At 70.9% G+C, this 16,767-nt stretch carries 18 protein-coding genes and 1 pseudogene; 11 read left to right on the top strand and 8 right to left on the bottom strand.

Annotated features, from left to right (window positions below):
• Positions 1-13: 13 nt before the first annotated feature.
• The 4 genes from fusA to ASD48_RS19295 form a co-directional block, all read right to left on the bottom strand.
• Positions 14-2,140, bottom strand: coding sequence for an elongation factor G (gene fusA, locus ASD48_RS19310; protein ID WP_020132640.1), 2,127 nt, complete (start codon positions 2,138-2,140; stop codon positions 14-16).
• 39 nt (positions 2,141-2,179) lie between these two features.
• On the bottom strand, positions 2,180-2,650 hold the full coding sequence (gene rpsG, locus ASD48_RS19305; protein ID WP_020132641.1) for a 30S ribosomal protein S7: 471 nt from the start codon (positions 2,648-2,650) through the stop codon (positions 2,180-2,182).
• Positions 2,651-2,653: 3 nt separating this feature from the next.
• A complete protein-coding gene (rpsL, locus tag ASD48_RS19300) occupies positions 2,654-3,025 on the bottom strand; it encodes a 30S ribosomal protein S12 (RefSeq protein WP_003948652.1) in 372 nt (123 codons plus the stop codon).
• 257 nt (positions 3,026-3,282) lie between these two features.
• On the bottom strand, positions 3,283-4,359 hold the full coding sequence (locus ASD48_RS19295; protein WP_079073850.1) for a glycosyltransferase family 2 protein: 1,077 nt from the start codon (positions 4,357-4,359) through the stop codon (positions 3,283-3,285).
• A gap of 139 nt (positions 4,360-4,498) precedes the next feature.
• Here ASD48_RS19295 and ASD48_RS19290 point away from each other — a divergent pair, with 139 nt between their 5' ends.
• Positions 4,499-5,776 (top strand): glycosyltransferase family 39 protein, encoded by a 1,278-nt coding sequence (locus ASD48_RS19290; RefSeq protein WP_057602877.1) that lies wholly within the window; start codon positions 4,499-4,501, stop codon positions 5,774-5,776.
• Between the two features lie 107 nt (positions 5,777-5,883).
• Here the strand turns inward: ASD48_RS19290 and ASD48_RS19285 are convergent, their stop codons facing one another.
• Genes ASD48_RS19285 through ASD48_RS19275 form a run of 3 tightly spaced genes read right to left on the bottom strand, consistent with a single transcriptional unit; the run spans position 5,884 to position 7,176 of the window.
• The gene (locus ASD48_RS19285; RefSeq protein ID WP_157880656.1) at positions 5,884-6,207 is read right to left on the bottom strand and encodes a hypothetical protein; all 324 of its coding nucleotides are present in this window, start codon (positions 6,205-6,207) and stop codon (positions 5,884-5,886) included.
• The gene (locus tag ASD48_RS19280) at positions 6,204-6,866 is read right to left on the bottom strand and encodes a hypothetical protein (RefSeq protein ID WP_057602875.1); all 663 of its coding nucleotides are present in this window, start codon (positions 6,864-6,866) and stop codon (positions 6,204-6,206) included. The genes ASD48_RS19285 and ASD48_RS19280 overlap by 4 nt, the downstream gene beginning before the upstream one ends.
• A complete protein-coding gene (locus ASD48_RS19275; RefSeq protein WP_242432656.1) occupies positions 6,859-7,176 on the bottom strand; it encodes a WhiB family transcriptional regulator in 318 nt (105 codons plus the stop codon). The genes ASD48_RS19280 and ASD48_RS19275 overlap by 8 nt, the downstream gene beginning before the upstream one ends.
• A gap of 223 nt (positions 7,177-7,399) precedes the next feature.
• Here ASD48_RS19275 and ASD48_RS46005 point away from each other — a divergent pair, with 223 nt between their 5' ends.
• The 5 genes and pseudogenes from ASD48_RS46005 to ASD48_RS44785 all read left to right on the top strand — a co-directional run.
• Complete coding sequence (locus ASD48_RS46005) at positions 7,400-7,891, top strand: helix-turn-helix transcriptional regulator (RefSeq protein ID WP_057602874.1); 492 nt, start codon at positions 7,400-7,402, stop codon at positions 7,889-7,891.
• Between the two features lie 427 nt (positions 7,892-8,318).
• Entirely contained in the window at positions 8,319-8,732 is a 414-nt protein-coding gene (locus ASD48_RS19265; protein WP_057602873.1) for a hypothetical protein, read from the top strand.
• A 146-nt stretch (positions 8,733-8,878) separates the two neighbouring features.
• Positions 8,879-9,481, top strand: a complete 603-nt coding sequence (locus ASD48_RS19260) for a hypothetical protein (RefSeq protein WP_057602872.1) — start codon at positions 8,879-8,881, stop codon at positions 9,479-9,481.
• Positions 9,482-9,667: 186 nt separating this feature from the next.
• Positions 9,668-9,958 (top strand): hypothetical protein, encoded by a 291-nt coding sequence (locus ASD48_RS19255; RefSeq protein ID WP_054238774.1) that lies wholly within the window; start codon positions 9,668-9,670, stop codon positions 9,956-9,958.
• A gap of 65 nt (positions 9,959-10,023) precedes the next feature.
• Positions 10,024-10,269 (top strand): annotated as a pseudogene (locus ASD48_RS44785) (hypothetical protein); the annotation flags it as partial.
• Between the two features lie 726 nt (positions 10,270-10,995).
• On the opposite strand, the gene ASD48_RS19245 reads toward ASD48_RS44785, so the two are convergent.
• Complete coding sequence (locus tag ASD48_RS19245) at positions 10,996-12,270, bottom strand: hypothetical protein (protein WP_157880655.1); 1,275 nt, start codon at positions 12,268-12,270, stop codon at positions 10,996-10,998.
• A gap of 316 nt (positions 12,271-12,586) precedes the next feature.
• Between ASD48_RS19245 and ASD48_RS19240 the strand changes: the two genes are divergently transcribed.
• The 5 genes from ASD48_RS19240 (at position 12,587) to ASD48_RS19220 (ending at position 16,684) form a co-directional block, all read left to right on the top strand.
• Entirely contained in the window at positions 12,587-12,799 is a 213-nt protein-coding gene (locus tag ASD48_RS19240) for a hypothetical protein (protein ID WP_057602870.1), read from the top strand.
• A 139-nt stretch (positions 12,800-12,938) separates the two neighbouring features.
• On the top strand, positions 12,939-13,361 hold the full coding sequence (locus tag ASD48_RS19235) for a hypothetical protein (RefSeq protein WP_057602869.1): 423 nt from the start codon (positions 12,939-12,941) through the stop codon (positions 13,359-13,361).
• A 93-nt stretch (positions 13,362-13,454) separates the two neighbouring features.
• The gene (locus tag ASD48_RS41335) at positions 13,455-14,126 is read left to right on the top strand and encodes a hypothetical protein (RefSeq protein ID WP_157880654.1); all 672 of its coding nucleotides are present in this window, start codon (positions 13,455-13,457) and stop codon (positions 14,124-14,126) included.
• A gap of 78 nt (positions 14,127-14,204) precedes the next feature.
• Positions 14,205-15,398 carry a hypothetical protein gene (locus ASD48_RS19225; protein WP_057602868.1) on the top strand — a complete coding sequence of 398 codons (1,194 nt, stop codon included), beginning with the start codon at positions 14,205-14,207 and terminating at the stop codon, positions 15,396-15,398.
• Positions 15,395-16,684 (top strand): hypothetical protein, encoded by a 1,290-nt coding sequence (locus ASD48_RS19220; protein WP_057602867.1) that lies wholly within the window; start codon positions 15,395-15,397, stop codon positions 16,682-16,684. Before ASD48_RS19225 ends, ASD48_RS19220 begins: the two co-directional genes overlap by 4 nt.
• Positions 16,685-16,767 lie beyond the last annotated feature (83 nt).

The following is a 16,767-nucleotide window of genomic DNA, read 5'->3' as shown; positions in this document are numbered from 1 at the left end:
TAAACCGAGTGTGTTACTCGCCCTTGGCCTTCGCGATGATCTCCTCGGCGACGTTCCGGGGAACCTCGGCGTAGGAGTCGAACTGCATCGAGTAGCTTGCGCGACCCGACGTCTTGCTGCGGAGGTCGCCGACGTAGCCGAACATCTCCGACAGGGGCACCAGGCCCTTGACGACGCGGGCACCGGCCCGCTCCTCCATGGCCTGGATCTGACCACGGCGGGAGTTGATGTCGCCGATGACCTCGCCCATGTAGTCCTCGGGCGTGGTGACCTCGACGGCCATCATCGGCTCGAGCAGCACGGGGCTGGCCTTGCGCGCGGCCTCCTTGAAGGCCTGCGAACCGGCGATCTTGAACGCGAGCTCGGAGGAGTCCACCTCGTGGTAGCCACCGTCGAGCAGGATCACGCGCACACCGGTCATCTCGTAACCGGCGAGGATGCCGAACTGCATGGCCTCCTGCGCACCGGCGTCGACCGAAGGGATGTACTCCTTCGGGATACGACCACCGGTCACCTTGTTCACGAACTCGTACGAGGCGTCGCCGCCCTCGATCGGCTCGATCGCGATCTGCACCTTCGCGAACTGGCCGGTACCGCCAGTCTGCTTCTTGTGCGTGTAGTCGACCCGGTCGACCGCCTTGCGGATGGTCTCGCGGTAGGCGACCTGCGGCTTGCCGACGTTGGCCTCGACCTTGAACTCACGGCGCATACGGTCGACCAGCACCTCGAGGTGCAGCTCGCCCATGCCACCGATGATGGTCTGGCCGGTCTCCTCGTCCGAGTGGACCTGGAACGACGGGTCCTCCTCGGCCAGGCGCTGGATCGCAATGCCCAGCTTCTCCTGGTCGCCCTTCGACTTGGGCTCGATGGCGACCTGGATGACCGGAGCCGGGAAGTCCATGGACTCCAGGATCACGGGCTGCTTGTCGTCGCACAGCGTCTCGCCGGTCGTGGTCTGCTTCAGACCCATGACGGCGACGATGTCGCCGGCGCCGACCGACGCGATCTCCTCACGCTTGTTCGCGTGCATGCGGTAGATCTTGCCGATGCGCTCCTTCTTGCCCTTGACGGAGTTCAGCACCGCGGTGCCGGACTCCAGGCGGCCCGAGTAAACCCGGACGAAGGTGAGCTTGCCGAGGTGCGGGTCGCTCATGATCTTGAACGCCAGCGCCGACAGCGGCTCGTCGTCGGACGGCTTGCGCTTGACGATCTCCTCCGGGTCCTTGACGTCGTGGCCCTCGATGGCCTCGACGTCCAGGGGGGAGGGGAGGTAGCGCACGACCGCGTCGAGCAGGGGCTGAACGCCCTTGTTCTTGAACGCGGTGCCACAGAACACCGGGGTGACCGTGGTGTCGTTGGACTTGCCGGACGCGATGGTGATGCGACGGATCGCGGCGTACAGCTGCTCCACGGAAGGCTCCTGGCCCTCCAGGTACAGCTCCATGATCTCGTCGTCGTTCTCGGCGACGGTCTCGACGAGCTTGCCGCGGTACTCCTCGGCAGCCTCGGTGTGGGTGGCCGGGATGTCGACGACGTCGTACATCTCGCCCTTCTCCGCCTCGGCGGACCACACGAAGGCCTTCATCGTGACCAGGTCGACGACGCCCTTGAAGTCGGCCTCGGCACCGATCGGGAGCTGCATGACGATCGGCTGCGCGCCGAGGCGGCTGCTGATCATGTCGACACAGCGGTGGAACTCGGCACCGGTCCGGTCGAGCTTGTTGACGAAGCAGATACGCGGGACGCCGTAGCGGTCCGCCTGACGCCAAACGGTCTCGGACTGGGGCTCGACGCCCGCGACACCGTCGAACACCGTCACGGCACCGTCGAGCACGCGCAGCGAACGCTCCACCTCGACGGTGAAGTCGACGTGGCCCGGGGTGTCGATGATGTTGATGGTGTGGTCGACATCGGCAAGCGGCCAGTGACAGGTGGTGGCAGCAGAGGTGATCGTGATGCCACGCTCCTGCTCCTGCTCCATCCAGTCCATCGTGGCGGCGCCGTCGTGGACCTCACCGATCTTGTAGGAGACGCCGGTGTAGAACAGGATCCGCTCGGTGGTGGTCGTCTTGCCCGCGTCGATGTGGGCCATGATCCCGATGTTGCGGACCTTGGCCAGGTCAAGTGAAGTGGTAGCCATAAGGCTTTCGTCTTCTCTCGGTCTCGATGTGGGTAGCGACTACCAGCGGTAGTGCGCGAAGGCCTTGTTGGACTCGGCCATCTTGTGGGTGTCCTCGCGCTTCTTCACAGCGGCGCCGAGGCCGTTGGACGCGTCGAGAAGCTCGTTGAGGAGGCGCTCGGTCATGGTCTTCTCGCGACGGGCGCGGGAGTAACCGACGAGCCAGCGCAGCGCCAGGGTGCTCGCGCGACCCGGCTTGACCTCGATCGGGACCTGGTAGGTCGCGCCACCGACACGGCGGGACTTGACCTCGATGGTCGGCTTGATGTTCTCGAGAGCGCGCTTCAGCGTGATGACCGGGTCGTTGCCGGTCTTCTCGCGCAGGCCCTCCATGGCGCCGTAGACGATGCGCTCGGCGGTGGAGCGCTTGCCGTTCAGCAGCACCTTGTTGATGAGCGACGTGACAAGAGGAGAACCGTAGACCGGGTCGATGATGACCGGGCGCTTCGGGGCAGGGCCCTTACGAGGCATTGTTTACTTCTCCTTCTTGGCGCCGTAGCGGCTGCGGGCCTGCTTGCGGTTCTTGACACCCTGGGTGTCGAGCGAACCGCGGATGATCTTGTAGCGAACACCGGGCAGGTCCTTCACACGGCCACCACGCACGAGCACGATGGAGTGCTCCTGCAGGTTGTGTCCCTCACCCGGAATGTAAGCAGTGACCTCGATACCGCTGGTCAGACGCACACGCGCGACCTTACGCAGGGCCGAGTTCGGCTTCTTCGGGGTGGTCGTGAACACACGCGTGCAGACGCCGCGACGCTGGGGCGAACCCTCGAGTGCGGGCGTCTTGTTCTTCTCGACCTTGTCCTGCCGGCCCTTCCGGACCAGCTGCTGGATCGTAGGCACTACTTCTCCGGTTTCTGTGTGCCGAATGGTGAAGCTAACCTGGAACTTCGCCGACCCACGCGGTCGGGTGTGTCGGATCCGGCGGACTTCCGCCGCGAGGCGAGAAGAGGCGCAGATCACGGTGGCCGCTAGCTAGGCCCCGTGTGCGGTTGAAGACACGCACGAGGGCCAGGGCACACCCCAGGCACAAGGTCTGAGCGTACCTAGCGCATTCACTCCGGTCAAAACAGAAGCCCCGCCCCCGACACGCCGCAGGTTTACGAGCGCCTCCCCAGCCCCTGCGGCAGCGGCGCCGCAGGGTCCGCGGAACCCCCCGGGGGCGATGCCGGGGACGGCACGGTCGGATCGCCGCCGGCCCGGAGCGGCACCTTCGCCGCGTCCGCCGCCGTGTCGTGACCGATGAAGTACGTCGGACGGTTCTGCACGGCCGTGTAGATGCGGCCGACGTACTCGCCCAGCAGGCCCACGCAGACCAGCTGGACCGCGCCGATGAACAGCACGCCGATGAAGAGCGACGTCCAGCCGGGGACGGTGTGCCGGAAGGCGTGGGCGCTCAGGGTGTAGATCATCAGGGCCAGGCAGACCAGGAACGCGAAGCCGCCCAGCCAGGTGGCGATGCGCAGGGGCGCCGCCGAGAAGCCCGTGACGCTGTCGACGGCCAGCCGGATCATCCGGCCGAGGGGGTACTTGCTCTGGCCCGCCGGCCGCGGGGCACGCTCGTAGCGGACCTCGCCGCTGGGGAAGCCCAGCCAGGGCACGAGGAGCCGGTAGACCCGCTGCTGGTCCGGCAGGGCCATCAGGGCGTCCACGGCGGCCCGGCTCAGCAGCCGGAAGTCACCGGCCTGGGCAGGCACCGACGGTCCGGCGAGACGGCGGACGAGCCGGTAGTACAGGCCCGCCGTCCACCGCTTGAAGCCGGTGTCGCTGGCCCGGTCGGCGCGGATGCCGTAGACGATGTCGAGGTCCTCGGCGCGGGCCAGCGCGAGCATCTCGGGAATCTTCTCGGGCGGGTCCTGGAGGTCGGCGTCGATGCTGACGACGTACGCGCCGTGTGCCCGGTCCAGGCCCGCGGTGAGGGCGGCCTGATGGCCGGAGTTGCGGCGCAGGCCGATGACCCGCAGCTCCGGCCAGCCGAGCCGGAAGGCGGCCAGCAGCTCGGCCGTGCGGTCGGTGCTGCCGTCGTCGACCGCGACGACCTCGTAGTCGACGCCGAGCTCCGCCAGGACCGGGCGCAACCGGCTGACCAGCGCGGGAAGAACCTCTTCCTCGTTGTACATGGGTATGACGACCGACAAGACGGTCGCCGTGGCCGTGCTGCTGGGCGCTTCGGTCACCCGTCCTCCCCCAACCTGTGGCGCACATGTGCGACTCTGTTGCGATCTTATGACCGCACTCTTATGACCACACTTCACGATCATCCGGACAACGTGCCGCCCCTGGTGTCCGGCGATCGGCCGAGGGGGGACCCCAGCGATGAGCACGGCTTCCAGCGACACGGCGACGGGCCCCGCCGTGCCCGACGGGCCGGAGGAGCGCTCGCGGAGACCGCGCCGCCTCACCCTGCCGGACGGTGTACGACCGTACCTCGCCCCGCTGCTCCTCTACGGCGTCACGAAGCTCGTGGGCCTGACCGTGTTCGCCTGGCTGCTGGAGTCGGCCGACGAGTACCAGAAGAAGAACCCGCGTTTCGGGGGCGGCGCCCACTGGTGGGACGTCCTGGCCACCTGGGACGGCTGGTGGTACCTCCAGGTCGCCGAGAAGGGGTACGACCCCCGCCCGCTGGAGCAGCTCGCCCCTGGCGGGCTGTTCACCGTCAAGCAGAACTCGGTCGCCTTCTTCCCGCTCTACCCGGGCCTGATCCGGGGCGTCTCCGAGATCACCGGGCTGGGGCTGTACGGCTCCGGGATCCTGGTCTCGGTGTTCGCCTCCTTCGTCGCGGCCGCCGGCATCTACGCCGTGATCTCGACGCTCGCCGGGGTACGGGCGGGCACGATCGCGGCCGGGCTGTGGGCGGTGGCACCCGGCGCGGGCGTGGAGTGGGCGGTCTACTCGGAGTCGCTCTTCGTCGCCATCGCCGCCTGGTGCTGCTACTGCGTGATGAAGCGGCGGTGGGTCGCGGCCGGGCTGCTCGCCTTCGTGGCCGGGCTCAACCGGCCGACCTCCGCCGCGCTCATCGGCGCGGTCGGGCTGGCCGCGATCGTCGCCCTGGCCCGGCGGGAGACCAGGCGCGAGCACGGGGTCTCGGGCCCCCTGTACGCCATGTTCGCCGCGCCGCTCGGCCTGCTCACCTACGTCACCTGGGTCGGCCTCAGCATGGGCGACCTCACCGCGTACTTCACGCTCCAGCGCGAGGGGTGGGCGCACTACTTCGACTTCGGCTCCTACACCCTCGACGTGCTGGGCAACACGGCGATCGGTCGCCACAACTACCTGTTCGCGTTCTCGGTCCCCGACCTCCTCGGCGTCCAGCTGGTGCTGGCGCTGCCCTTCCTGATCGCGCTGATGCTCCGCAAGAAGCCGCCGCTGGTGCTGGTCGCGTACACCCTGGCGAGCGTGATCACCGTGCTGGGCACCCAGCAGATGTTCGGCAACACGGGGCGCTACCTGCTGCCGGTCTTCCCGCTGGTGCTGGCCCCGGCGGCGGCGCTGAGCCGGCTGAAGTGGCCGAGCCTGGCGGTGTTCTTCGGGACGGCGGCCCTCGCGTCGGGGTGGTACGCGCACTACGTGATCTTCGAGTTGGGCATCCCGTAGAGCCGGTGCGGTGAGCCGGCGCCGTGCGCCGGTGCGGTGAGCCAGGCGCCGCGAGCCGGTGCGGTGAGCCAGGTGCGGTGAGCCAGGTGCGGTCGAGCGGCCGGGAGTCACCGGGCCCGGCGGGTGGCGCGTTCGGCGGCGAACACGTCCTCCAGCCGGAAGAGCTGGGCCCTCCCCGCCTTGCCGGCCGGCTCGAGATGCCCCAGCTGGACCCACTTGCGGATGGTGGCGGGGGCCACACCGACCTCCTGGGCCGCGAGAGGGCCGGGAATCAGGGTCGGCCGCCCGGCGGTGCGTCGGTCGGCGCGTCCCTCGGTGGCGCGTCCGTCCGTGGTCCGTCCGTCGGTGGTCCGTCCCTCGGTGGTCCGTCCGTCGGTGGTCCGTCCGTCGGTGGTGCGTCCTTCGGTGGTGCGTCGGTCCGGGGTGCTCACGCGCGCGTCCACTCCCCCTCGTCCCAGGTGTGCCGGTAGGCCGGGTCGTCGTGACAGCCGCAGTCCGGTTCCGGGCAGCGGCAGGCCGGATTGACGCAGAGGACGGCCGCGCGGTCGGGGAACGCGCGCAGGGAGACGGAGTCGCACCAGGGGCAGCGGCCGGCGACCCGGACGACGGTCTCGGTGTCGCCCAGCGCGCGGGCGCAGCGGCGGGCCATCCGCCGGGTCTCGTCGCGCACGTGCGCGGCCAGGACGGTGTCGGCGGCCACGCGGTCGAGGAGGGACGCGATCCGGCGCAGCCGCTCGGGCACGGAGGCGCGGCGCGGACGGGGCAGACCCAGCCGGTCGCGTACCGCCTCCTCCAGTTCGAGCACGCCGTCGGTGATGTCACGGATGGCGTCGGAGACATGCAGGCGGAGCGGGGCCGCCCCGTGGCCGGGCGCCACGAGCCCGTGCCGCTGCCGGAGCAGCAGCTGCTCCTCGCGCTCCTCGCGCAGGCGGGCGCCGAGATCGGCGGGAGGCCGCGCCGCGGCGGGGCGGTGGGCGGGGGTGGTGCGGCCGGGGACCAGTTCCGTGGACAGCTCGGGGAACTGCTGGAGCAGGGTGCCGATCCAGAGGGCGGCCTGGGCGGTGGGGCGGTCCTGGCAGCCGTCAGCCACGGGTGCCTCCCTGGGCCGAGAGGTGGGCGAGACCGGCGGACGGGGCCGGCGGGAGGAGTCGCGCGGGCACGGGGACCGGGCGGCCCGAGCGCCAGAGGCGGCCGCCGCAGACGCCGTCGAACCAGTTGTCGGCCGGTGCCACCGCCTCCTCGCAGGCCCGCCGCACCCGGCAGCCGGCGCAGGCCCGGAGCGCGGGGGCGGCGACCTTGGCCTTCTTGGAGAAGACGACCCGCGGGGAGAGCCCGGAACAGGCGGCCGCGGACTGCCAACCGGGGGCTGACGGGCAGGAACTCGTTTCGGACATGGACATGGGACCCCCCTGGGTTCGTGAACGAGCCGTACTGGGTGAACGTCCTCCAGACTTACAGATTGCGTGCGCGCCCGCAACGACATTCCGGCGAGGTAAGGCTTCACGGCTCCCCCGAATCTCCACGAACCGCACGAACTTTCCTCAGTGCTTGCTCGAGAGCACGTAATTCCGCGCGCGCAAGCAAGCTAAACTCTTGCCCACCCCCGAAGGAAGAGAGAAAGACATGACCAACCAGGGCTTGGACGCATTCGCCGCGTGGGTCGAAGACCTCATGCGCGAACGCGGCTACGACATCGACAGTCCACGCGGCGGCGGCAAGTCGAGAATCGCGGACGAGGCCGGAGTGCACCGCGCCGCGGTCACCCGCCTGCTCCAGCGGCAGAGCATGCCGGACCTCGAGACCACCCGCAGGCTCGCCCGCGTGCTCGGGGTGCCGGTCCGCGACATGCTCATCCGCTCCGGCCGGCTGACCGCGGAGGAACTGGCCGACCCGCACGACTACCTGGCCTCGCCCGCGCCCGGCCCGGATTTCGGCCGCCGCCCCACACTGGAGGAGGTCGCCGACCTGCTGGGCGTGCCCGCCGACCGGCGGGAGATGTTCGTCAGGGTGGTGGAGCAGTTCCTGCCGAGCGAGGCCGAGGCCGAGGTGACGCAGGCGCACGCGGACCGGCGGATCCTGGTGGAGACGGCCGCGGCCGCGCCCACCGCCGACTGACCGAGCCGAAACCGCCGGTCACGCCCGACGTGGCGGTTCCGGTCGCAGAGCACCCGTGGGCCGACGGGAGCTCCGGCCGACGAATCACCCCCTCCGTGGGGCCGAGGGGCCCGGGTCGACGACTCGCCCCTCCCCGGAGCCGAGAGCCCGGATCGATGGCACCCCCTCCTGACCTGCACTCCCGCCCCTCCCGCACCTCCCCTCACATGCATATCGCCGTTCTTCTCGCCGTTCATTCGCCGTTTTAGTTGCGTGCGCGCACGCTCGTCTGTCACAGTTGGTGCAGCGGCGGAGCTGTGCCCGCGAGCCCCGAGCGGGCCGCACCCGCCGCCGTACGCCGGGCCGAGGCGCCGCGCGCCTCCCCTCCCCCGCCCCCGCGCGGCGCCCGCCCGGCGACTTCCCCTTCTTCACGGCGAGGTGACCCGGCATGACCACACCCACCCCACCGAGCGCCTTCCCGGACGTCGAGGCCCTGGTCGTCGACATCCTGGAGGCCGACTCGGCGCTCTCCACGGCGCTCGTCGCCGTCGAACCACCCGCGAACTTCGACGGCACGACCGCCGCCGTCCTCGTCAACCGGCGCGGCGGCGCGTGGATCGGCGAGCTGCACGTCGACCAGCCGCTGATCGAGCTGGAGGTGTACGGCCCGACCAAGCAGGCCGCGCACGTCCTGGCCAACTCCGCCCGCCGCGCGCTGCTGGCCGCGGCCGGCAACCGGTACGGCACGAACCTCCTCACCGAGGTGGAGGAGCAGGACGGCCCGCGCTGGCTGCCCGACTACCTCTACCGCGCGGCCCATCGCTACGTGACCGTGCTCAAGGTGTACCTGGACGTCCACTGACAGGCCGGCACGGGCGATACGCCCGGACGCCGCGCCGCACAGACCGAAGGCCCCGCCCTCGCATCCGCGAGTCGGCGGGGCCTTCGCCGTACCCGGAACGGCCGGGAACGGCGCCCCGCATCACCCCTCTATAAGGAGACCCACCCATGGCAGGAACCAACTCCTCCGAGATCCGCATCGCAGGCGTCGGCCGGCTCTACGTCGCCGCCGCCGACACCAAGGTGCCGACGACCTTCTCCACCGACCCGTCCACCGACTGGGCCACCGGTTGGAAGAACCTCGGCTTCACCTCCGGTGACGGCGTCACCTTCAGCAAGAAGGACAAGCTGGAGCCGGTCGACGTGTGGCAGGCCGTGAGCCCGGTGCACTTCGTGTACTCGGACCGCGACCTGACCCTGAAGTTCTCGCTGATGCAGTTCAACGAGGACACGCTGCCGTTCTTCATGGGCGGCGGCGCGGTCGAGGCGGTCACCGGCTCGACCGGCGTGTACAAGTACGAGATCGCCGACCGCCCGTACTCCGACGTGCGCGCCCTCGGCCTGGAGTTCACGGACGTCCGCGCCTCCGACGGCGCCACGGTGACCTACCGCTTCGGTGTTCCGCGCGGCCAGGTCACGGCGGCGGACGACATCAAGCTGGCCCGCAAGTCGGCGGCACAGCTCGGCATCACCTACACGGCGATGGCCGCCGCCGACGGTTCGGCACTGGCCAGCTTCGTGATGAAGGACGCCGCGTACGCCGCGTCCTGACCCACCGGGGGCGGGGCTGGTCGACCGGCCCCGGCCGACCAGCCCCGCCCCGGACCCACCGCCTTTCCGCAGGCCCGGACCCGAGGCCCAGGACCCAGGGCGCAAAGCCCCGGGGCGCAAGACCCAGGGCCCAAGACCCAGGGCACAGGACCCAAGGACCCGAGAACCCAAGGAGCACCCATCGCCATGGCACGTTTCGACGTCAACGCCGCCCGCGCCCAGCGCCTCGAAGCGCTCGGTCGTACCTGGTCGTTCGAGCTGGACGACGAGAGCTTCACCCTGCCCACGGAGCTGACCCGCGCCACCGCGAAGGCGCTGCGCGAGCTCGACGACAACGACGTGGACGGGCTGCTCGGACTGCTCATGGGCGAGCAGCAGTTCGCCCGCTTCGAGCGGCACGAGGTCACCATGCAGGACATCGCGGCGATCCTGGAGGCCTACGGCAAGGAGACCGGGCTCGGCCTGGGGGAAGGCTGAGCCTCGTCGGGTTCGTCGACGAACACGCCGAGGCCCTCGAGGCGGACCTGCTCCGCTATTACGGGATCGATCTGCTCGACTGGCACCGTGAGCGCCTCTCCGCGCGGCGGCTCGCGGTGCTCATCAAGCAGTTGCCGCGCGACAGCGCGCTGAACCGCGAACTGCACGGCGAGGCCGCCGAGTGGTCGGTGACCGACCATCTGCTGGCCGCCGCCGTGGACCATCTGGCGGCCGCCAACTGGATGTTCGCCTGCGTCAACTCGGAGGAGGGGGAACAGCCGGACGCCCCGGCCCCGGTGCCTCGTCCGACGGAACCGGCCGGGAACGGCACCTACGGCCCGGGCGACGCGTACGAGGAGCAGGAGGAGCGGGAAGACCGCGAGGGGTACGCGGAATCCGGCGCGCGCTCCGGGGACGCCGGGTGGCCGGCCCCGGGGCCCGTCCCCACGGCGGACGGGTCGCGGGCGCCCGCGCCGGAAGAGGCACCGTCGGCGTTCCAACTGGCCCGCTTCTTCGGCTGACCGCCCGGAGGCCCGGCGGCCCGGCGGCCCGGTCGCCGGGTGGCCCGGTCGCGGGGTCGCCGGGTTCACCGGGATGCCCGATCGCCGGGATGTCTGGTCGCCGGGTTACCCGGAGGCCGGTCGCCGGGTCGCCCAATGGCCTGGTCGCCGGCCGCGGGGTCGCCGAGCCGCAGGGTCGCTTAGAAGCTCAGAACCCGGTCGCAGCGTTGCCCGGTCGCCCGGTTACCCGGAGGCCCCGGTTTCCCGGTCGCCGGGTTACCCGAAGGCCTGGTCGCCCGGCCGCGGGGTCGCCGAGCCGCAGGGTCGCTCAGAAGCTCAGAACCCGGTCGCAGCGTTGCCCGGTCGCCCGGTCGCCCGGAGGCCCCGGTTTCCCGGTCGCCGGGTTACCCGAAGGCCAGGTCGCCCGGTGGCTCGGAGGCCAGGTATCGCCCGGAGCCCCCGGTCGCCCGGCTGTCCGCCGGCCGGCCGGCCGGTCGCCCGCCGGACGGCCGGTCACGGTGTGCCCGTCGGCTCCGTTCAGCGGGAGCCCGACGGGCCGTTCTGCTCGTCCCGGCGGCGGCCACCGGCCCGGCCCTCCAGTTCGTCCGCGAGGGCCCGGGCTTTGTCCGAAAGCAGCCGGGGCCGGGGGGCGTCGCGCACGCCCTGCGGCTCGACCGGCTCGTCGACCGGCTCGTCGACCGGCTCGACCGGTTCCGGCCGCTCGACGTCGTCAGCTCGCTCACTCCGCTGGGACCGCCCAGTCCGCCCAGTCCGCCCAGTCCGCTCGACCTGCTCACTCCGCTCGGGCCGCCCAGCCCGCTCGGTCTGCTCGGTCTGCTCAGTCCGCTCAGTCCGCTCCCGTGGTGGTCGTTCCGCGGGCCCGGCGCCGTCCGGCCTGCGCGCCCGCTCCCGTCCGGCGGCTCCGATCTCGCCGGGCAGGGTCAGCGGGGGCACGCTCGGGCGGCCGTTGCGCCGGACCACCGGCCGCCGGTCGGAGGATGTGACGCCCTTTCCCCGCACCTCACGGGCGGAGAGCAGGATGTCCCCCTCGGCACCGGAGCCGGCCTCGGCGCCGCCCGCACCGCCGACCTCGTCCCTGACGTCCCGGTCCCCGGCGGGCGAGCCGCCGCCCGGGTCGCTCGCGCTCGTCGTCCCCGTCGGGCTCTCCGTCCCGGTCGGGCTCTCCGTCCCGACAACGTTGGCCGTGCCCGGGTCGCCGTACGGATCGTCCTTGCTCCCGTCCGTCTCCCCCGCCTGCCCCGCCTGCCCCGCCTGCCCCGCCTGCCCCGCCTGCCCCGCCTGCCCCGCCTGGGAAGGTGCCGGCACCGGGGTGCCGTCCGCCATCGAACGTTCGTGTTCGCCTCGTTCCTCCACGCGCGTCCAGGCGGACGGAGGGCGCAGCAGTTCCACGTAGGGCAGCGGAATGACCTCGCCGCCGCGCTCGTGTTCGCGCTCCCGCTCGTCCCGTCGGGCCCGGCGGGGACGGTGGCCCGTGCGGGCGTCCTCCTGGCCCTGGAGGTAGGCGGCGGTGATCCGCTCCTCGTAGGCGCGGCGGATCGCGGGCAGCTGTTCGTCGACCACGTCGGCCCAGCCCGCGCTGTACGCGGCCAGTTCCCGCCGGTCGAGTTCGCCGCGGGGGAGGACCACCAGGTCGGCCGGTTCATGGCCGAGCAGGAGCACCAGCTCCGAGACACGGGCGATGAGGTGCGGCAGATCCGAGGCCTGTTCGAGCCAATCGATCGCATGCTCGCGCCGCACGTCGCTCGCGTCCCCGTCCACCCCGTAGGCCTTGCTCTCGTCCCCTGGCCCCATCGCGCCCCCGCGCGAGGACGGCTGCCCGTCGCCGTCCACCGTCGTCTGGCGGCCACTCAGTTCCCTTGCGAAGCGCCGCTGTTCACCTTTTCGAATCCGACGGGAGAACGGCCGGATCCTACTCCACGAACCTGGGCGGCACTTCGGCCGCACCCGGCATCACCGCAGGTCCCGACCGCTGGACGGCGGGTGCTCCTCGCCAAACACAGAACGACACCACAGGATTACTCGTACACTAGTTCGAACACGCGTTTCGAAGGCCCCAGAGGCGCCACCTGTACCACAGCCCAGCGGACAGACCGGAAAGCAGGCCGACATGGTGACTGGCACCAGCAACTCCCCGAAGCAGCCGATCGACACCTACACCCGCCTCGCCCACCTCCCGCACACCACGCCCCCCGACCGCGAGGCCCTGCTCGACCGGGTGTACGAAGAGCTGCTCGCCCGGGAGTCCCGCGCCTACGCCGCCGGCTGGTCGGACGCCCTGACGGAGGCGCGGCGGGCACGCCGGGGCCGTCGGCAGCCCTAGGAAGCCAGGAAGCTCCAGGAAGTCCCAGGAAGCCCTAGGCCGGTCCACAGCCGCGAAGCGAAAGCGTCCCCCCTGCCCGTACGCCCGCTTGTATGCTTCGGCACCTCGCGCATCGCGGCCGCCAGGGGGATGAACGGACTTGTACACCACGCTCGCGGGCACCACGAACTACGGCGTTCCCTTCCTGATCATCGCCGTGCCTTTCGCGATCACGTCGCTTCTGTTCATTCCCCAGCAACTGCGGAACCGGCGGCTCAGAAAACACGGTGTGGAGACCCTCGCCGTCTGCCGGGAGCGGATACGCCGCGGCGGCTCCGACGTGGACCGGCTGAACTGCTCCTTCCGCACCGCCGAGGGCGAAGAGGCCTGGGCCCTCGTCACCGCCCCCAAACCGGCGCCGTGGGAGGGCGAGGAGTTCCCCGTCGTGTTCGACACGCGGAACCCCTCGGCCGCCGAGAGCAGGTACTACCTCTCCTCGTTCGGGTCACGTGCCGGTCTCGTGATCCAGTCGCTGGTCGGTCTGCTGCTCCTGGCAGCCGCCGTGGCCGGCGCCCTTTCCTGACGCCACCCGCGCACGACCTCACCGATGCCCTCTCCCGCCCCGCGGGAGGGGGCATCGCCATGTCCGGACCCCGTGCCGCACGAGAGGACCCAGATGACCGAGTACGTGAGCCAAGCAGAAATGGACAAAGCCCGTTCCGACATCACCAAGGAGATCGAGGGGGCCATCAAGAAACACGACCCCGACGTCACCAAGGAGATCGAGGGGGCGATCAAGAAACACGACGCCGAGCAAGAGGCCCAGAAGCCCAAGTGGTTCAACGACCTGAAGGGCCTGACCGAGTGGGTTCCGACGGAGTTCAACGGCATCAAGTCGGAACTCACCCTGCTCAAGTCGGAGTTCGTCCCGTTCAACGCCAGCCTGCCGTCGATCTTCAGCCTTGAGGAGCTCATCAAGAAGCGGCTCAACCTGGACTACAACGACTGGGGCGTTCTCACCCGGCAGACCGGTGGCGGCGGTGGCGGCGGCGGCGCGCAGGGGGCGCGCGGCCCACGCGGCGAACGCGGAGCCCAGGGCCCCGAGGGTCCCCGGGGCCGCGAGGGCCGTGAGGGTCGGCGGGGAGCGCGCGGCGAACGCGGCCGTCCGGGTCGACGGGGTCCGCGCGGCGAGGAGGGGCGCCAGGGCAGGCAGGGCCCCGCGGGACCGCCGCCGTCCACCGAGGCACTGCGCAACGCCACCCGGGACGCCCGGACCGCCGAGGAGGCGCTCCGTGGCGTCGTCGACCAGGCCGACCGGCTGCGGACCCGGCTCGACGGCGGCTCATGAGCCCCGATCCACCGCCATGCGCCCGGTGACTCCGCGTCCCGTCCCCGCAGGCCACAGACGACACATCCGGAGGGTTGAATGTCTCTCGTACGATCCCTGAGCCGAACCTCGGGAGCCTTGCAGGACTTCAGAACGAAGGCTTCCGGGGCGGCGACCGCCGCCCAGAACCTGGGCGGCGCCGGTCAGAAGGGCGCGGGCCGGCTCAACACGCTGAAATCCGCCGCCCAGGGCGCCGAGAAGGAACTGAAGGACCTCAAGACGGCCTCCGACCAGGCCGAGAAGGCCGTCTCCAAGGCCGGCAAGACCGGTTCCACCGCCGGCACGAACCTCGGCAAGTACGAGTCCGGGGCGGGCAAGGCGGCCAAGGGCCAGGACAAGATGAACAAGTCGATGAAGGGCAACTTCTTCGGCATGCTCATGCAGCTCCTGGCGCCGTTGATCGAGAAGGTCGTCGAGATGGCGACCCGGTCGAAGACCATGCAGAAGGTCCTCAAAACCGCCTTCGACGTCATCAAGTCCGTGATCAGCACCGTCATGAAGGCCATCGGGCCGATCATGAAGAACGCGGCCAAGCTCATCAAGTCGGTCTGGACCGGCATCAAGACGGCGATCTCGGCCGTCGTGAAGGCCGTCGCCACGGTCATCAAGACCTACGTCGCCATCTGGAAGAAGGTCATCACCACCGCGCTGAACGCGATCAAGACGGTCGTCTCCGGCGTCTGGAAAGGCATCAAGGCCGTCATCTCGCCGGTCGTCAACTGGGTCAAGTCCGCGATCCCGAACGCCTTCAAGGCCGTCAAGGACAAGCTGTCCAGCATCTGGGGCGGCCTCAAGGGCATCGCGGGCCGCGCCTTCGACGGCATCAAGAGCGCGGTGAAGGGCCCGATCAACGCGGTCATCGGCATCATCAACCGCGCGATCGGCGCCCTCAACGGCATCAAGGTGTCGATCCCGGGCTGGGTCCCGGGCGTCGGCGGCAAGACCTTCGGCGTCAGCCTGCCGAGGATCCCCATGCTGGCCACCGGCGGTGTCGTCATGCCCCGCTCCGGCGGTGTCCCCGCGATCCTCGCCGAGGCCGGTGAGGCGGAGGCCGTCCTGCCGCTGAGCAAGCTGGACCGGCTGCTGCGACGGGCCGCCGCCCAGGGCTCGCCGTACGCCGGGACGAGCGGTGCGGGCGGCGCGCTGCACATCGAGCACTACTACGCCGCCGAGAGCAGCAGCCCGCAGCGGACCGCCGACGCCCTGATGTTCCTGGCGAAGGCGCGCGGATGAGCACCGCCAGGAGGACCGCGGCCGGATGGACGGCCGACCCGCTCGTGGGGGTGCGGCCGGCCCTGCGTACCCTCCGCACCCGGCTCGAGCAGAGTGGCGGCGGTCTGCGTTCCCTCACCGGCGGCATCACGAGCGCCGGCACCGCGACCGACCGGATCCGTTCCGCCACCGAGCAGAGCAGCGCCGCGGTACGGCAGACGAAGGCGAACGCCGACGCCGCCGCCCGCTCCGTCGCCAGGGCCGGCCGGACCGCGACCACCGCCGCCGCCGGAGTGAAGTCCGCGGGCGGCAAGGCCAAGAGCTCCTCCCGGTCCCTCGGCAGACTCCTGTCGGGACTCGGAGGTGTCGTGGCCGTCGTCGCGGGGCTGCTCAGCATCGCCGGCCCGCTCGGCGACGTGCTCGGCGCCTTCGGCACCGCCATGACCATCGGCTCCGGCGTGATGCTGATCGTCAACGCCCTCACCCGCGCCAACCCCATCGGGTTCGTCACCGGGCTGCTCCTCCCGGTCGCCGGCTGGCTGATCGATCTCGCGCTGAACTCCGAGACCGGGCAACGGCTGATGGAACAGCTCGCCACCCTCGTCCTGAAGTACGTCGAGGGCTACCTGACCGTCATGGCCCCGCTGCTCAAGGCCATCGCGAGCGCGGTGAACACGTACGTCACCGGATACCTGGCCGTCATCACCACCGCGCTCACCGCCATCGGCACGCTCGTCGGCACCGGCTTCGCCGTCCTCAGGGCGCTGACCACCGGGGACACCCGGGCGCTCAGCGGCAAGGTGTCGTCGGTCTGGCGGGGGTTCAAGGACGCGGTGAAGCCGGCGCTGGAGTGGATCAGTAAGGACATCCCCCGGATGTTCACCCGGATCAAGGAGGCCACCTCCCGCACCCTCGACGCGATGGGCAGGTTCGTGACGACCGGCGCCCAGACCGTCGCCGGCGTGGTCAAGGGGCCGATCCAGGGACTCATCGCCTTCGCCAACTGGGTCGTCGACGGGCTCAACTCCCTGAGCTTCTCGATCCTCGGCAAGAAGTTCGGCGTCCACCTGGACAAGATCCCGATGCTCGCGGAGGGCGGCATCGCCGTCCCCGGCGCCTCCCGGAACGCGGGCCGGGTACTGCCGCTGACCGCCCTGGAGCGGCAGCGCGTGCTCGCCCGGCGACAGCGGGCATCGGCGTCCCGGCCGCCCCACCGGGTCGAGGAGTTCCACGAGAGCGCGCGCACGGGCGCCCGGGGCACCGCGGAAGACCTGCTCTTCCTGGCCGCGGCCCACGCGTGCGCCTGAACCCGCACGCGGACCCGCACCCGGGAGCCCAGTCGCAACCGGGCACGCACCCGCACCCGGCCCGCACACCAGTTCGCCCACGA

This window comes from Streptomyces sp. Root1310 (assembly GCF_001426425.1).
GTDB lineage: Bacteria > Actinomycetota > Actinomycetes > Streptomycetales > Streptomycetaceae > Streptomyces.
Note: the sequence above shows the minus strand (reverse complement) of the source record. Positions and strands in the feature narration are given on the sequence as shown.

Coding starts and splice junctions, on each gene's coding strand:
- fusA (WP_020132640.1), bottom strand. CDS start 2,140: ATGGCTACCACTTCACTTGACCTGGCCAAGGTCCGCAACATCGGGATC.
- rpsG (WP_020132641.1), bottom strand. CDS start 2,650: ATGCCTCGTAAGGGCCCTGCCCCGAAGCGCCCGGTCATCATCGACCCG.
- ASD48_RS19290 (WP_057602877.1), top strand. CDS start 4,499: ATGAGCACGGCTTCCAGCGACACGGCGACGGGCCCCGCCGTGCCCGAC.
- ASD48_RS19275 (WP_242432656.1), bottom strand. CDS start 7,176: ATGTCCATGTCCGAAACGAGTTCCTGCCCGTCAGCCCCCGGTTGGCAG.
- ASD48_RS46005 (WP_057602874.1), top strand. CDS start 7,400: ATGACCAACCAGGGCTTGGACGCATTCGCCGCGTGGGTCGAAGACCTC.
- ASD48_RS19265 (WP_057602873.1), top strand. CDS start 8,319: ATGACCACACCCACCCCACCGAGCGCCTTCCCGGACGTCGAGGCCCTG.
- ASD48_RS19260 (WP_057602872.1), top strand. CDS start 8,879: ATGGCAGGAACCAACTCCTCCGAGATCCGCATCGCAGGCGTCGGCCGG.
- ASD48_RS19255 (WP_054238774.1), top strand. CDS start 9,668: ATGGCACGTTTCGACGTCAACGCCGCCCGCGCCCAGCGCCTCGAAGCG.
- ASD48_RS19245 (WP_157880655.1), bottom strand. CDS start 12,270: ATGGGGCCAGGGGACGAGAGCAAGGCCTACGGGGTGGACGGGGACGCG.
- ASD48_RS19240 (WP_057602870.1), top strand. CDS start 12,587: ATGGTGACTGGCACCAGCAACTCCCCGAAGCAGCCGATCGACACCTAC.
- ASD48_RS41335 (WP_157880654.1), top strand. CDS start 13,455: ATGACCGAGTACGTGAGCCAAGCAGAAATGGACAAAGCCCGTTCCGAC.
- ASD48_RS19225 (WP_057602868.1), top strand. CDS start 14,205: ATGTCTCTCGTACGATCCCTGAGCCGAACCTCGGGAGCCTTGCAGGAC.
- ASD48_RS19220 (WP_057602867.1), top strand. CDS start 15,395: ATGAGCACCGCCAGGAGGACCGCGGCCGGATGGACGGCCGACCCGCTC.